This window comes from Acinetobacter sp. GW821-FHT01E09, from assembly GCF_059422385.1.
Map to the genome: position 1 here is coordinate 2,529,433 of NZ_JBWKWU010000001.1, position 15,528 is coordinate 2,544,960.

16 protein-coding genes are annotated in these 15,528 nt (G+C 37.5%); 9 read left to right on the forward strand and 7 right to left on the reverse strand.

The window, feature by feature from the left end:
* The first annotated feature begins 7 nt into the window (after window positions 1-7).
* Window positions 8-757: a thiol:disulfide interchange protein DsbG gene (dsbG, locus tag AC07U8_RS11600; protein ID WP_004821961.1), complete on the forward strand. Its 750-nt coding sequence runs from the start codon at window positions 8-10 to the stop codon at window positions 755-757.
* Between the two features lie 231 nt (window positions 758-988).
* Here the strand turns inward: dsbG and hpaR are convergent, their stop codons facing one another.
* The 3 genes from hpaR to AC07U8_RS11615 form a co-directional block, all read right to left on the reverse strand.
* A complete protein-coding gene (gene hpaR, locus AC07U8_RS11605; protein ID WP_096734289.1) occupies window positions 989-1,420 on the reverse strand; it encodes a homoprotocatechuate degradation operon regulator HpaR in 432 nt (143 codons plus the stop codon).
* 689 nt (window positions 1,421-2,109) lie between these two features.
* On the reverse strand, window positions 2,110-2,490 hold the full coding sequence (locus tag AC07U8_RS11610) for a hypothetical protein (RefSeq protein WP_004821964.1): 381 nt from the start codon (window positions 2,488-2,490) through the stop codon (window positions 2,110-2,112).
* A gap of 19 nt (window positions 2,491-2,509) precedes the next feature.
* Window positions 2,510-2,848, reverse strand: a complete 339-nt coding sequence (locus tag AC07U8_RS11615; RefSeq protein WP_151802385.1) for an immunity protein Imm33 domain-containing protein — start codon at window positions 2,846-2,848, stop codon at window positions 2,510-2,512.
* A 137-nt stretch (window positions 2,849-2,985) separates the two neighbouring features.
* On the opposite strand from AC07U8_RS11615, the gene AC07U8_RS11620 reads away from it, so the two are divergent.
* Window positions 2,986-3,525 carry a LexA family protein gene (locus AC07U8_RS11620; protein WP_151802384.1) on the forward strand — a complete coding sequence of 180 codons (540 nt, stop codon included), beginning with the start codon at window positions 2,986-2,988 and terminating at the stop codon, window positions 3,523-3,525.
* 107 nt (window positions 3,526-3,632) lie between these two features.
* Complete coding sequence (locus AC07U8_RS11625; protein ID WP_151802383.1) at window positions 3,633-4,835, forward strand: winged helix-turn-helix domain-containing protein; 1,203 nt, start codon at window positions 3,633-3,635, stop codon at window positions 4,833-4,835.
* A 100-nt stretch (window positions 4,836-4,935) separates the two neighbouring features.
* Here the strand turns inward: AC07U8_RS11625 and AC07U8_RS11630 are convergent, their stop codons facing one another.
* Window positions 4,936-5,154 (reverse strand): hypothetical protein, encoded by a 219-nt coding sequence (locus AC07U8_RS11630; protein ID WP_244012782.1) that lies wholly within the window; start codon window positions 5,152-5,154, stop codon window positions 4,936-4,938.
* Window positions 5,155-5,505: 351 nt separating this feature from the next.
* Between AC07U8_RS11630 and AC07U8_RS11635 the strand changes: the two genes are divergently transcribed.
* From AC07U8_RS11635 to accC, 4 genes are all read left to right on the forward strand, one after another.
* Window positions 5,506-6,822 carry a Y-family DNA polymerase gene (locus tag AC07U8_RS11635; RefSeq protein WP_494737913.1) on the forward strand — a complete coding sequence of 439 codons (1,317 nt, stop codon included), beginning with the start codon at window positions 5,506-5,508 and terminating at the stop codon, window positions 6,820-6,822.
* A gap of 235 nt (window positions 6,823-7,057) precedes the next feature.
* A complete protein-coding gene (aroQ, locus tag AC07U8_RS11640; protein ID WP_494737914.1) occupies window positions 7,058-7,513 on the forward strand; it encodes a type II 3-dehydroquinate dehydratase in 456 nt (151 codons plus the stop codon).
* Window positions 7,514-7,530: 17 nt separating this feature from the next.
* Entirely contained in the window at window positions 7,531-7,950 is a 420-nt protein-coding gene (locus AC07U8_RS11645; protein ID WP_004719790.1) for an acetyl-CoA carboxylase biotin carboxyl carrier protein, read from the forward strand.
* A gap of 16 nt (window positions 7,951-7,966) precedes the next feature.
* On the forward strand, window positions 7,967-9,331 hold the full coding sequence (gene accC / locus AC07U8_RS11650; protein ID WP_004719789.1) for an acetyl-CoA carboxylase biotin carboxylase subunit: 1,365 nt from the start codon (window positions 7,967-7,969) through the stop codon (window positions 9,329-9,331).
* A gap of 115 nt (window positions 9,332-9,446) precedes the next feature.
* Here accC and AC07U8_RS11655 read toward each other — a convergent pair whose 3' ends face one another.
* Entirely contained in the window at window positions 9,447-9,935 is a 489-nt protein-coding gene (locus AC07U8_RS11655) for a hypothetical protein (RefSeq protein WP_004719787.1), read from the reverse strand.
* Between the two features lie 253 nt (window positions 9,936-10,188).
* Here AC07U8_RS11655 and AC07U8_RS11660 point away from each other — a divergent pair, with 253 nt between their 5' ends.
* Both AC07U8_RS11660 and AC07U8_RS11665 read left to right on the forward strand, forming a co-directional pair.
* Entirely contained in the window at window positions 10,189-11,664 is a 1,476-nt protein-coding gene (locus tag AC07U8_RS11660; RefSeq protein ID WP_315077499.1) for a GGDEF domain-containing protein, read from the forward strand.
* A gap of 22 nt (window positions 11,665-11,686) precedes the next feature.
* Window positions 11,687-13,177 carry an amidase gene (locus AC07U8_RS11665; protein ID WP_315077496.1) on the forward strand — a complete coding sequence of 497 codons (1,491 nt, stop codon included), beginning with the start codon at window positions 11,687-11,689 and terminating at the stop codon, window positions 13,175-13,177.
* A gap of 206 nt (window positions 13,178-13,383) precedes the next feature.
* Here the strand turns inward: AC07U8_RS11665 and AC07U8_RS11670 are convergent, their stop codons facing one another.
* Entirely contained in the window at window positions 13,384-14,874 is a 1,491-nt protein-coding gene (locus AC07U8_RS11670) for a sulfite reductase subunit alpha (RefSeq protein WP_494737915.1), read from the reverse strand.
* 12 nt (window positions 14,875-14,886) lie between these two features.
* Entirely contained in the window at window positions 14,887-15,477 is a 591-nt protein-coding gene (locus AC07U8_RS11675) for a PepSY-associated TM helix domain-containing protein (RefSeq protein ID WP_151802376.1), read from the reverse strand.
* Between the last annotated feature and the right edge of the window lie 51 nt (window positions 15,478-15,528).

Below are 15,528 nucleotides of genomic sequence, written 5' to 3' on the forward strand. Positions count from 1 at the left end.
CATCTTGATGATTGATTTAAAAACACTCGGTATTTATTCGCTTGGTTTGGTGTTAAGTGGCTCTTTGTTTGCTGCTGATGCAAATTTCCTTAAAAATAAATTGGAAAAAGAAGGTTATAACTTTGTTAAGCAAATAGATGCACCCGAGGGTTTAGAAGGTTGGACGGGCTATAAAGATGAATATCCATCGACAATCTTTATTTCAAAAGATCAAAAGCACTATATCGTTGGTGACCTATTTAATGCTTCAGGAAAAAATTTAACCGAAGAAGCAATTAACACCCATGTTAAAGGTGCCGTATTAGATGAAATTTGGAAAAGCCTAGAAAAATCAACTTGGATTCAAGACGGCGATCGCAATGCACCAAAAGTCGTTTATGTGTTTAATGACCCAAACTGCCCCTACTGCCATACCTTCTGGCAACAAGCACGTCCCTTTGTAGATTCAGGAAAAGTTCAATTACGTCATATTATGGTTGGGGTCATTCGCCCAAGCAGCAAAGGACAAGCCGCAACGATTTTAAACAATGCCAATCCTGCAGAAATTTTCAAACAATACAATTTAAGCAACGGTAAGAATAAACTGGTGGAAATGAAAAGCATTCCTAAGGCGTTATCTGAAAAGTTAGATGAAAATACCAAACTGATGGATAAATACGGTTTTTATGCTACTCCTGCAATGGTATGGAAAGATGCAAAAGGTGAAATTCAAAGCCAGCAAGGCGCACCGAAAGACATTAAAAAGTTATTTGATTAAACAATGATAAAAATGAGTGATTAAAACCCACTCATTTTTGATTAGGGTGTTTTGCATATTTAAAATGAATTGAGTGACATACAGTTTTACTTTAATCCCTAAACTATATCAAACCACTTATTTAATCATACAAGCTATAGCTATCGCATGGCGACATGGCGACATGGCGACATGGCGACATGGCGACATGGCGACATGGATGTTGCCCCTTAATATTTAATGATTTAAAGTTTATCGTGGTTTTATTTTTGAGAGATCGTTTAACAATTCCATAAGCTGCTGGATTTTCTCTGCACCATATTGTGTTTGAATATCTGTATAGCTTTCTTCCATTTTCACCGCTTGCGTCTCAAAGTATCTTTTACCTTCATCGCTCAGCTGAATCAAACTCACCCGTTGATCATGTAGATCTTTTCGTTTCTTAATCAGATTTTGATCAAGCATACGATTTAAAATCCCCGTTAGACTGGGTCTTAAAATGCATGCCAAATCAGCCAAGTGGTTATTTTCAAGTTCATCATATTGATAAAGTACAGAAATCACACGCCATTGCTGCTCAGTCAAACCCATTTCATTTAAAATCGGTCTAAAATGCATCATTGTAGCTTCTCGCGCTTGTAACAAAGCTAAAGTCAGAGATGGCGATAGACGAATCGGTTTCATAAAAATCCTTTAAATAAAAATTTATAGAGAGATTAATTAAAGAATTTATTCAATACATATACAGCAACAACCTCACGCTTTAACTGATGAATGAATACATGTAAATCCATATTCTCTTAACTACAAAATAATAATAAAAAATTTATACTGCTCATGATAAAAATCTTACAGTAACAACATCTGCCCAAAATAAAAATATTGTGGCAATGCTTCTTGCATAAAATAAAAAATCATCAATAAAATGAATAACTCACTTTATTTATATGATTGTAGTATATAGCAAAATTTTCGGATTTTGTTCAAGTGCTTCAACCTGTTTGGTCTTATGTGTGATCTTGAATTGCCCTTTTCTTCTTTTTCAAATTCTGCGCAAAAGCGAACTTTTGTTGATTTGTCTGTTTCTTTTTGATTGGTTATTTTTCTTTTTAATCGGATTACTATCTTTTTTACGGTATTAAGGTAAATAAAATCCATAAAAAAATGCATTAAAAAACTCGCAATTAAGCGAGTTTAGGGTGCGTCAATCATACGATTGACGCTTAAAGCCATACAAAATACAGACCAGGGAAAATCAAATCTTGTACTGCTTTAATGCGTCTATTATTGATCATTTTTTTAAAAACAACTTATCATTTTCAGCCAATTAAATATCATTTTCTGACTAAAATAAGGCTTAAATGACATTTTGTTTATTTCTTAATCGAACAAAATCGCTCAAGCGTCATTCCTGACTGCTCAATACTTTGCTTTTGTCGATCTAAAAAATTATTGGCGATCACCAACATCATATTGGCCGTATCAAGTTCTAAATTTTCTTTCGAAATCCTAGCAATCGCTTGATAAGCATCTAAACGTGAACAAAATGCTTGATGCTGTTCAATCGCAGTGATCGTGCTATGCGCTTCATCCAAGATATGTTTAGTTGCATTGACTTGATCAGTATAGGTTTGAATACGTTGGTCATACTGTTCTTGGGTGAGTTTTTGCGTGGATGATTCAGCAAAACTTTGCGTACTCAATCCACTACTCAGAACAATACTGCAGAGGGTCAAAATAAATCTATAGATCATGCTTGAGCAAACCTTTTATTTATAAAATATCTGCTTTCCATACATCTTCGTATTCATCAGCATCTATCATAAATCTAAAGCCTTGTTCCAAAGCCAGATAAGGGATCGCATCAGGAAAAACCTCTTCAAGCTCTTTTACACTGATCACATCAAAAAAATCTTCACCCTCTTGCAACTCACCCCCATAAATAAACCATGACACGTTTTCAGCATCTGGCTGTTTACGTAAACCCACGATCGGTTCTTTACTTAAGGTTTGCTTAGCGATAGCCACGAGATCCGTTTCATTGACTTTGATATATCGAGAGTCAAATTCTTCACACACTAATTTCTGTTCTTCTACAAAATCTTGCAACATGTACATTTCCGAACGATTGGATTTTGTCAAATTGTAAGCTGACAGTTTAACAATCACAATCAATTCACCAAAAGAATCTTGCATCACGCGTTTATTTTGTTAAACTTGATTATGTTACATTTTCAAGGTGAATCGTGATGCCGCCAAATTTGACTCCGCCATCGAAGTTAAGTGATCGCTCTGTAAGAGAAAATTTTAAGACAATCAATTCTCTTATTTCTATTATTGAGCCTATCTCAAAGCAAGATTTACGTACAATTGAATTTCGTAGCAACATCTGTATTCCCTATCCTTTGGAAACCGTTGCAGCAGGTTTTCCATCACCCGCTCAAGACTATACTGAAAAGAAAATTGATTTAAATGAACACTTAATTCATAACCCTATTGCAACCTTTATGTTAAAAGTTAACTCCTTATCAATGAAAAATGCAGGTATTGAAATTGGAGATGAAATTTTAATTGACCGTAGCCTAGAAGCTGAACACGGCGATGTTGTTTTGGCATTAATCAACAATGAATTTACAGTCAAACGCTTTATGCAAGTTAAAGTATCTACAGGAATTTATGATATTTGGCTCAAAGCAGAAAATCCTGATTTTCCAGATATTCACCCACATAGTGAAGAACAAATTATGATTTGGGGTGTCGTTACTTGTATTCTTAAAAAATTAAAATGATCATTGAACGTCATAGCCTTTGTTTGTGCTACTCATCTTCAAGCTTCATTTGTGATACCCACATGGCAACCAAGACTCACTAAAAATAGGTTAAAAAAATAATTGTTATGATTGAATCATTAAGACGTCTGGCACTCTCTCATCAAGGCCTAATTTCACCTGCTTCCTTTGGTACAGGATTATCTGGAACGCGTCATGCGATTGAACATCTTGGCTATGTTCAGATTGATACAATTTCAGTGGTAGAACGTGCCCACCACCATATCTTATGGAGCCGTGTTCCAGATTATCAGCAAAGCCACTTAAATCAACTGGTCAAACAGCAGCATATTTTTGAATATTGGTTTCATGCAGCATCTTATTTACCAATGCAAGATTATCGCTATGCACTTCCTCATATGACATTGATTAGAAATGGTGAGCATCGTTATTTTAATCGCGGTGATCAAGCTTTTATGAATGAGATTCTAGCTCGAGCGAAAGCTGAAGGCAGTATTCGATTACGCAATATTGAACAAGGCAATAAGCAAAATTCGGGGGGCTGGTGGAACTCAAGTTTAGCGCGTCGTTCTATTGAGCAATTGTTTATGCAAGGCGATTTGATGATTTCTGAACGTAATGGTATGGAAAAAGTCTATCAACTGACCGAATATTGTATTCCAAGCCATCTTGATCTGAGTGTTCCTACACTAGAGGAATATGCCCGCTATTTGTTCAATACTACGCTACGTGCACATGGCGTGTTTGCATGGAAGCAATTGTTGCATTTAAAAGTTGGGCAAAAGATTCGTGAGGCAATGCGTGACATTGTCAATGAACAATTAGATGCGGGTGTGATCACCACTTTAGCTCAATTAGGCAGTAGTGACAAAGAGAGTCAAAATCTTTATATCCAAACCGATGCCTTAGAACAGATCCCCAATATTGAATTAAAAGTCAAAATTCTCTCTCCTTTTGATAATCTGGTGATACATCGTGAACGTTTAAATACCCTGTTTAAATTTGATTATCGGTTGGAATGTTATGTGACTCCACCTAAACGTGTATTTGGTTATTTTTGTTTACCTATTTTATATGGGGATCAAATTGTGGGGCGCATAGATTGCAAAGCACATCGGGCAAAAAATCAATTTGAAGTCATCAGCCTACATCTTGAACCACAGCATCTCAATCATACTATTACAGACCCAGCACATTTCTTTAGCGCACTAAACACTGAAATACACAATTTTGCCCAATTTAATCAATGTATAAATATAAATGAAGGTCTCCACAAAATCCTTGATCAAAGCAAGAAACGATTCAAGTGACCGGCAACGTAAGCTAAAAATCAAAATAGCTAAAATGACAAAACGCCTAAGTTGAGGCGTTTTGTCATTTAGAAGCTACGATTAAGATGAGTTCAAAGCCCTATTTTTGCTGAGGCTTGTGTTGGCTTTGCTGATTTTGTTGAGCCTGTTGGTTAGATTGTTGCTTTTGCTGGTTTTGTTGATTTGATTGTTGATCTTGCTGACTGTGTTGCTTCTGCTGCTGATTAGATTGATTGGGTTGACCTTGTTGGTCATTTTGCTGGTTTTGTTGCTGATTTTGTTGCTGATTTTGTTGAGAACTATGTTGTTGATTAGCCATTTTCATATCCATCCTTTTCAATATTGGGATATGCCGTACAAATCGACGACAACTGTTAATTTAGCCCTCTCAGTTTTCTATACAAGGATTGAGATGTTTCATTTTTCGACATTGTAAGCTGCAATTTAAGATATACCTTTTAAAAGAACCACTTCTCTATTTGCCCTTTTTACCTAAATTACTTAAACCACTACGAAGCTCAACAGTGCTTAGTCAGTTTTGCATTTCACCACACCGATTATTTAATCATCCAGCCCAAAGGATGAACAAATCCACACTAGATTTGATTTGAATTTATTTTAAACATCTTTTAATATTTCACTTGAATTTGTAACTTTTTCAAGACAGCCCATGAGCGAACAAATTTTTGCTTTGATCGACATTAACAATTGTTATGTCAGTTGCGAACGCGTATTTAACCCCAGTTTAAATAATAAGCCAGTTGTCGTGTTAAGCAATAATGATGGTTGTGTCGTTTCACGAAGCAATGAAGCCAAGGCGTTAAACATAGATATGGCAATCCCTTGGCATGAAGTTGAGCAACAAGCTAAAAAAGCTGGCGTGCTCGCCTTTTCAAGTAACTATGCTTTATATGGTGATTTCTCAGATCGTTTTTTTAAAATTTTAAAGATTTTTTTTAAAGATGAGGATTTGGAAGCCTACTCTATTGATGAATGTTTTATCAATCTCAGCTCTTACCAAGACTTATTCGATCTAGAGGATTATTGTAGAAAACTCATCAAAACCATTCAAAAATGGCTTGGTCTGCCCTGTTGCATTGGTATTGGCTATAGTAAAACCCAAGCCAAGCTTGCCAACAATTTTGCCAAGAAACGTAGAGGCTTTGATAGCGTCTGTGACCTGACTGGTTTAGATTTATGCAGTTTTGAAGGCCTAATGCTTGAAACCAGTGTTGCAGAAGTCTGGTGTGTTGGACGTAAAACCAGCAAACGCTTACAAGCTTATAATATTTATAATTGCTATGACTTAACTTTTGCCAATGAACATTACCTTGCACGCGAGTTTTCAGTGGTCATTGGACGCACCATTCGTGAGCTAAAAGGTCAATCCTGCATTGCTTTGGACGATGCAGACATTCCCTCCAAACGCATCCTTTCCTCACGCAGTTTTGCATCTGCTCTAAACAATGTTGAGATTATCAAACAAGCCATTATTTTCCATGTCAATCGTGCACATCAACGACTGAGCAAGCAACGACAGCTGTGTGCTGTTGTGCATGTTTCCTTATATGAAAAAGTTGCACAGGCGCCCTATAAAAAGGCACAAAGCAGTGTCATTGGCTTAATGTATGCAACAGACGATTTGATGATTTTAACCAAGTCAGCATTACAGCAAATTGATGTTTTATTTAAAGAAAATTTAAAGTATGTAAAAGTTGCTGTGATGTTCTCAGCACTGCATAGCAAAAGCCAGCACATCAATGACTTATGGCATCCTGTAGACTTTATTCAGCAACGTGATCAGCTTATGGATACGCTCTCAAGCATGAAACAACGCTTTGGTTCAGACTGTATACAAGTGGGTTATCATTCCAATCAAGAAACATGGAAAATGCGCCAGCAAAATCGGTCTCCAAGCTATACAACACGTTGTAGTGAGATCTTATCTATTGACGATAGCCATATGGCTGTTACACAAATCAAATGAATAGTTTTGGTCACTCAGTTTAAAATAAAGTCTCTGTAAAACATCTGCTAAAAATGTCATATTTTAACATTGCCATTTACAGACAAAATTAACATTATATAGCCCATACAAGGCACTGCGTTTCCGCGACGATTCAAAGAAAATATAAAGTATTTGTGGAAAAATATGCCATAATATGCAAACTTTGCAGACATCTTGCAATTTTTTTTGCGACTTTTGAATTGGAGCACTCTCAATGAGTTCGACCATTTTGGTCATTCACGGACCAAACTTAAACTTGCTAGGAAAGCGCGAACCTGAGGTCTATGGTCACCTCACATTGGATGACATTAACCAACAATTGAGTCTCCAAGCACATCAAGCCAATATAAGTTTAGATACTTTTCAAAGCAACTGGGAAGGTGCTGTGGTCGATCGTATTCACCAAGCACAACAAGACGGCATAAAATTTATCATTATTAATCCTGCCGCGCTGACCCATACCTCAGTCGCTATACGTGATGCCCTACTTGGCGTTGCGATTCCATTTATTGAAGTACATCTTTCTAATGTTCATGCACGTGAAGCATTTAGACATCATTCTTATTTATCAGATAAAGCCGTTGGCGTCATTTGTGGTTTAGGTGCCAAAGGCTATTCTTTTGCACTTGATTTCGCCATCGAAAAACTTAAATCTTCAACCCAATCATAATTTAGGAATACGAACCCATGGATATTCGCAAAATTAAAAAGCTCATCGATTTGATGATCGAATCTGATCTTCAAGCAATTGAAGTGAAAGAAGGCGATCAATCGATTGCTTTAACTCGCCGTAATCCTGTGGTTGCTGCTGGTGTAGCACCTATTGCCCTCCCAACCGCTGAAGCGCCTGTAGTTAAAGCTGCCTCTCGTGGTGCAGTAGAAACGTCTCCAATGGTTGGTGTGTTCTATTCAGCACCAAGTCCTGGTGAAGCACCCTTTGTAAATGTAGGTCAAACTGTTTCTGCAGGTGAAACCCTCGGGATCATCGAAGCAATGAAAATTATGAACCCGATTGAAGCAACTCAAAGTGGTGTAGTTGAAGAAATTTTAGTAAAAAATGGTGATGTAATCCAGTTCGGTCAACCTTTATTCCGCTACCGCGCGTAATACCTCGGGGGTTGATATGTTGCAAAAAGTTTTAATTGCAAACCGAGGTGAGATTGCATTACGCATCACTCGAGCTTGCAAAACTTTAGGAATCAAAACTGTCGGCATTTATTCAGATGCTGATAAAGATTTGATGCATTTACGTTTTTGTGATGAAGCAGTATGTATAGGTCCAGGTGCGAGTAGCGAAAGCTATTTAAACATTCCTGCCATTATTACCGCAGCAGAAATTACAGGCGCAGATGCCATCCATCCCGGTTATGGTTTCTTATCTGAAAATGCTGAATTTGCAGAAATTGTAGAAAACTCAGGCTTTATTTTCATTGGACCGCGTCCTGAACATATTCGTCTAATGGGAAATAAAGTTTCTGCAATTACGGCGATGCGTAAAGCAGGTGTACCAACTGTTCCTGGTTCAGCACATGCAGTGACACCCAACAATGCGTTGGCTGAAGCCAAAGAAATTGGTTTCCCGCTGATTGTAAAAGCTGCTTCAGGCGGTGGTGGTCGCGGAATGCGTATTGTTGAACGTGTCGATACATTACTTGAATCGGTTCAAGCTGCACAACGTGATGCTGAAATGTGGTTCGGTGATGATACGGTTTATATGGAACGTTTCCTGCAAAAACCACGTCATGTTGAAGTACAAGTTTTAGCAGATGGTAATGGTCAAGCGATTCATTTATATGACCGTGACTGCTCTTTACAACGTCGCCATCAAAAAGTACTTGAAGAAGCACCTGCACCGGGTTTACCAGAAGAAGCGCGTGCGCATATTCTTGAAGCTTGTGTCAATGCATGTAAGTTGATGCAATACCGTGGTGCTGGTACTTTTGAGTTCTTATTTGAAGATGGTGAATTCTTCTTTATCGAGATGAATACCCGTGTTCAAGTTGAGCATCCAGTCACTGAACAAGTGACTGGTGTAGATATTATTGAACAGCAATTACGTATCGCTGCGGGTCTAGGTTTAAATCTTCAACAAGAAGATATTAAAATCGAAGGTCATGCGATTGAGTGCCGTATCAATGCAGAAGATCCGTCGACCTTCTTACCATCACCAGGTAAAATTGAATCATTCTATGCGCCAGGCGGTGCAGGTATCCGTTTAGATTCTCATATCTATCAAGGATATAGCATTCCTCCGTATTATGACTCAATGATCGCAAAGTTGATTTCTTATGGTAAAGATCGTGAAACTGCGATTGCCCGTATGAAACAAGCCTTAGATGAGATGATCTTAACTGGAATTAAAACCAATATTCCTTTACATAAAGATCTGATCCTTGAAGACAAAAACTTCTGTTCACAAGCAATGGATATTCACTACCTTGAAAAACACTTGTTAAAACAAGTTCAAGGACATGAAAAAGATGCTTAATCTGCATCCTCTAATCCAGTAAAAAAACCAATAAAAAACCTCTGTAAAATCAGAGGTTTTTTATTTTAAAGCAAATTCTTGATTATTTAGACAAGCATCGATGCTTTAAATCAACTTAAGGCAAGACTCTGCGTAAAGTAGCAAAGCACTGATCGCCTTTGTCAGAAATACAAAAATTCAAGGTGTTCTTATTAATCCACTTTACAAAATATTGGGTAACTTCACCAGACTGATCTTCTTTACGCCCCGAACAATCTGTTTCATTATTTTCATAGCGAATTTGCATGATTAATGCGGGTGGCTTTTCCAGTGTATTATCGGGTGAAGGCTGATAATCAAACAGACCGATTGACCACTCTTTGGCACTATTCACCACCACTTCATTAGAGCCACGGAAATTATAATATTCTGTACATTTCTTATTTTCTGGAATTTCCATGCCCCATAAGCCTAAAATTTCAGGGCGAGTATTTATACGAATTGTACTTGTGGTATTGGTTGCAGCCACAGTCGCAGGATTGGTTGCTTGAGGTTGAACTGTTTCAGCGCTAACGTAAGGTGAAAGGCTAAGCAATAAAGAAATTATAAGTGCTGTTTTTTTCATACCAAGTCTGTATGTAATATTTCATCAGACATAAATTAGCATAGATTTAGAATAAAACATGTAAAATTAACCATATATGAACAATCTTTATTGTTTATTCTAAGCAAAAATATTTTTGTGACAGGCTCGAATTAAGGTAACTAAAACTATTGATTTATCGATATAAATAGATATGATTACTTATTAATACCTGAGCAGAGCCAGATAAAATATTGGCTTAGAGATTAATCCCTCTTTAGAATAGGTTCGCAAATTGCCTCGAGCTATCGCATATTTAAGTCAAGCACTTAAAGACAACATCTCTGCATTTTTTATTATTGCAATGATTATTTTTGTCTGCGCATTGGCTGGAATATTTGGTAGACCCTTATCCTTTCTTGCCATTTTTTGGCCCGCAAATGCTGTTTTACTTGGACTTTTTTTAAGGTTTCATCGCTTAAAAAATATAGGTGGGTGGATTGGCGCATTTACTGCCTTTATGCTTGCAGATCTGATTACGGGAAACTCTTTTTTAATCACCTTCTTTCTGACTTTAGCCAATCTATCTCATGCCTTGGTCACATTAGGACTGATTCGATTTTTTAAACTGGATTATAAACAATATAATAAAGGCTTAACATTTTTATACTTATTTGCAATCAGTGCCTTTGGCGGTTGTTTAGCTTCACCAATCGTCGCAAGTTTAACGGTCCCTTATTTACCAAACACCTTTATGGTTATGGATAGAATCTGGATTGATTTTGGTATGTGGTGGACGGGAGAAATCCTCAATGTCATTGCCTTTTTACCGATTATATTGGCAATCCCAGATAAAAAAACCATTCAAAGCCATATCCAACAATTTAAACAACAGCCTTTTCAATACGAAAAATTTCTTCCACTATTGGGCGTGATTTTATCCGTCATTCTGACTCATTTTTTTCTGGGTCCAGGTGCAATCATGTTCCCCATTGCAGCATTGGTCTGGGCTGCACTAAGCTATAACCTATTCTTTGTCTCTATCATTAACTGTATAGTATGTATGCTGCTCTATAATGCATTGACTGCATATTATATTGCTCAGTCTCCAGATGCCTATTTGGGCACCACACTGTCTGTACGCATCGGTTTAATGATGTTGGCTTTAGGGCCTTTAACCCTTGCTATTATCAGTTTAAATCGCCAAAAGCTTTATCACCAAATCTTATATTTAGCCAATCATGATGGTCTCACCACCACACTCAATCGTCGTTATTTCTATGAAGAAAGTGAACGTACCATTGCTGAGGATGTTGAAAAGCAACAAGCACACAGTGTCACGATTTTGGTTTTAGATTTAGATCATTTTAAAAAAATTAATGATCAATATGGCCATGTGATTGGCGATTATGTTTTGCAAGAGTTTACCCATCAAGTCAAAGCACAAATTCGCACGAATGATCTATTTGGTCGCTTAGGTGGCGAAGAGTTTGCTATATTATTAAAAGATCTATCTTTAGAACAAAGTGTTGCCATTGCACAAAGAATTTGTAATAGCGTTTTCAATACCCCGATTCATTTAGATGATCAGCGGAGCTTAAATATCAGCGTCAGTATTGGCTTAAGTTATCAGACTTTACCCTATTGTATACCTTTTCAGCAGCTGATCAAACGGGCTGATGATGCTTTGTATTTAGCCAAGGAAAAAGGTAGAAATCAACTTTGTTTAGAAACCACGATCGAACAAAACCAAAAGATATTTGCCCAATAACTCAAAACAGCAAGGGAAAGCTATGAAATTTTCAGAATATATTCAATATGATGGTATCGGTTTAGCACAGCTTGTTCAAAACAAAGAAGTACAAGCACATGAATTATTAGAAATCGCAATTCAACGTGCTGAACAGGTAAATCCTAAAATTAATGCGATCGTTATTCCGATTTATGAACAGGCATTAAAAAATACCCAAAACTATGCGAATGGCCCCTTTTCAGGTGTACCATTTTTGCTCAAAGACCTACATCAAGAATATGCGGGGGTCGCAACCTCATCTGGTTCCAAAGCGTTTAAAAATGCCAAATATATTGCCAAAGAGAATTCAGAAATCGTCAATCGCTGGGTAAAATCGGGCGTGGTTACTTTTGGTTTAACCAATTCGCCAGAGTTTGGCATTAAAGGTATCACTGAACCTGAAGCTTGGGGCAGTTGCAAAAATCCGTGGAATTTAAAACACAATAGTGGCGGCTCTTCTGGAGGTTCTGCTTCTGGTGTTGCAGCGGGTATCGTACCAATTGCAGGTGCAAGTGATGGAGGCGGTTCTATTCGAATTCCAGCCTCATATTGTGGCCTATTTGGTTTAAAGCCAAGTCGTGGACGTACACCTTGGGGACCTGAAATCAGTGAAGCAATGCATGGGGCTGCGATGCAACATGTATTGTGCAAATCAGTCCGTGACAGTGCCGCTATGTTAGATGCCACTCAAGGCTCAGATCGTACTGCACTTTTCAATATCCAAAGCCCGACTGAACGCTACTTGGACATTATTGAAAAAGCCCCAAAACGTTTGCGAATTGGTTTTTCCACTGTTTCCCCGATTGGAACCAAAGTTTCAAAAGATGCAGTACAAGCCATTCAAAAAACCGCCAAACTTTTAGAATCTTTAGGACATATTGTTGAAGAGGCAACCCCTCAAATTGACGGTATGGCGCTTGCCAAAGACTTTATTACCACATGGTTTAGTCAATGCGCTTATACAGTCAATCAAGTCAAACAGCGATTTGGTGCAACAGATCAGGATTTTGAATTAGATACTTTAGCAATTGCCGCATTTGGCGCCAAAGCTTCTGCTGTGGACTATATTAACAACCTCAATAACTGGGGTGTTTATGTTGCAAAAATGAACCATTTCTTTGAGCGTTATGACTTATTTCTGATTCCGTCTACAGCCTCAGTTGCACCTAAAAATGGTGAGGTAAAAACACCATCTTGGCAGGTTCCGATTTTAAAAGCCTTGCTCAAAGTCGATCAAGCCCACTTACTGGCAAAAGGTAAGCTGGTTGAGCAAATGATTAAAAATAATTTGCAATGGGTTCCATTTACCCAATTGGCCAATATCACGGGCTTACCTGCCATGTCAGTACCTTTATATTGGAATAAAGATAATCTGCCCTTAGGTTCACAATTTATTGCACCTTTTGGACGTGAGGATGTGTTATTACAACTGGCAGCACAATTAGAACAAGCACAACCTTGGGCAGCTAAATATAAAGGCATTGCGATATAAATTTTATCTGCATGAATATTCACATTAGACATCTAATACTGGTGTGAATATTTTTTGAGAATAGCGTGGCATTGCAAGCTTTTCAATCATACATATTCATTTCTATAGAAGAGTATAAGTTCCATAAGTTATAAAGTTTGCTTTCGTAAGGCTATTCTTAATTCGCTACTTTAATCATCTATATAGAAATGAGAAACATCACGCAATCAATATACATCACGTAAGTAACGTTTTTGTTCAATCAACTGCTCAAACTGATTTTCACCTAAAATATCGATCAATACCGTTTCCACCCCTTGTGCCATGCCTTTTAAACTACCACAAATGTAAATTGATGCACCTTGCTCAATCCATTGTTTAAGTTGTGCTGATTTCTCCAATACACAATCTTGTACATATTTCTGATTATCTGTATCACGTGAAAACGCATAATCAATTTGCGGCAGTACAGACTGTTGTTGCCATAGATTCAATTGATCTGCAAAGCCAAGGTCAACTTGGTACTGACGTTCGCCATAAATTAACCAGTTTTGCTGAAAAGACCATTCTGCGCGTTGCCGAATATGTGACATCAAGCCTGCTATCCCAGAACCATTTCCAATCAGAATAATAGGTTGATCATTTTGAACCAGATAAAATGCAGGATTTGAACGAACTCGACAAGAAATTTGCTCACCTAAAGCCAGCGCATGGGTAAGATAGCCCGAACCTAGCCCTAAACCTGTTTGATGAACTTCTCGTCTGACCACCAACTCAATCTGATTTTGCGATGCAATACTGGCAATCGAATATTCACGAATCGGTAAGTCCTCTGCCTGTGCCAGCCATTGCTCAAATGCCATTGAATGTTGCATGGCATCAAATGAGCGTAAATTCTTAAAACGCAATAATTCTATTGGATGATCAGCCTGAAACACATTTGAGTTTTGAAGATTAAAATGAGCTAAAAATGCCTTGATTTGTGAATCTGTGTTGGCACATTGAATTTCAAGAATATCACCAGATTTCCAGCATAATGCTTCAACTTGGGTAAACACAAGATGATACATTGGATGCCCTAAACTGCCTTGATTTAATAAATGGCGTTCAGATAAAACTACGGAATGAAATGGATGTTGTGTCAATTGAACAGGTTGAGCTGAATATTGCGGCAAAACTAGGTCAAGTTGAGTTTGCCATTCCGTCAGACCTGTAGGGTTAAGTTGATCAACACAAATCATGGGGAATAAAGCTTGTGCATGGTTTTCAGTTAACCATAAATCCAATTGTTTACCAAAATTACAGAAATTTGCATAATGCGAATCACCAAAAGCCAACACTGCATACTCAAAGTCATTTAAATCAAATGACTTTGTCATTACATTTCTAACAAAATGACGTGCTGAATCTGGTGCATCCCCCTCGCCATAAGTACTGACGATCCATAAAATCTTTAAGCCACGTTTAAATAAAGCAGCACTCACCTGTTCAATACTCAAGCACTGAACCACATAACCTGAAGCAGATAATTGCTGAGCTGTTTGCAAAGCAAAACTTTCTGTCTGCCCTGACTGACTTGCATATACAATCAAATATTCATCTGCATTTTGAGCTAAATTGCGTTTTGATTGAGGTTTCAATAAAAGCAACAGAAAAATGCCATGAAATATAAACAAGATTGCTAAAAATATAAGTACAGTCAGTACAGCATGTGTCATTGTTCTAACCTTTTATACCACTGTCCAAACCAGAAGCATCAATAGCGCTAAGCTGAATACCGTCAAGAAAAGATGGGTTTTTAAGCGAGTCTTAATACTTAAAAATAGGATATAGCCTGCCAATGATAAGATCGTAATAATGATTGCACTGATATCAATCAGCCAAGTCCATGCTTTACCCGCATTTTTTCCACGGTGCAAATCACTGATCAATGAAACGGTAGAGGCTGGTTTAAGTGTAATTTCAGCTTGACCATTGTCTAAAGTAACCCAAATATCTGTTGAACCTGCTGGGCTTGCCAAATGAATCATGACTTCATTGTCCATGACTTCACCACTCTTATAACGACCAATGACTGCATGATGTTGTCGTAGATAATCTACGATTTGAGTGCTTGGATTCTCTTGGTCTTTAATTTGAGTCAGGACATTTTCAGGTAAAGTAATCGTTTCAGTATTTTCATCTGTTGCAGGGGTAAACCATTCAGGGTGGTTTAAAATTAATCCCGTAACAGCAAAAAAGATTAAGACAATAAAAGCAAAAGCTGATAACCAACCATGCACATAACGTGCATGGCGGTAAAAATCTCGACGTTGATACACAATTAAATTCTCATCAAAACTTTTATCAAAACGCTTATCCGAACAGGCATA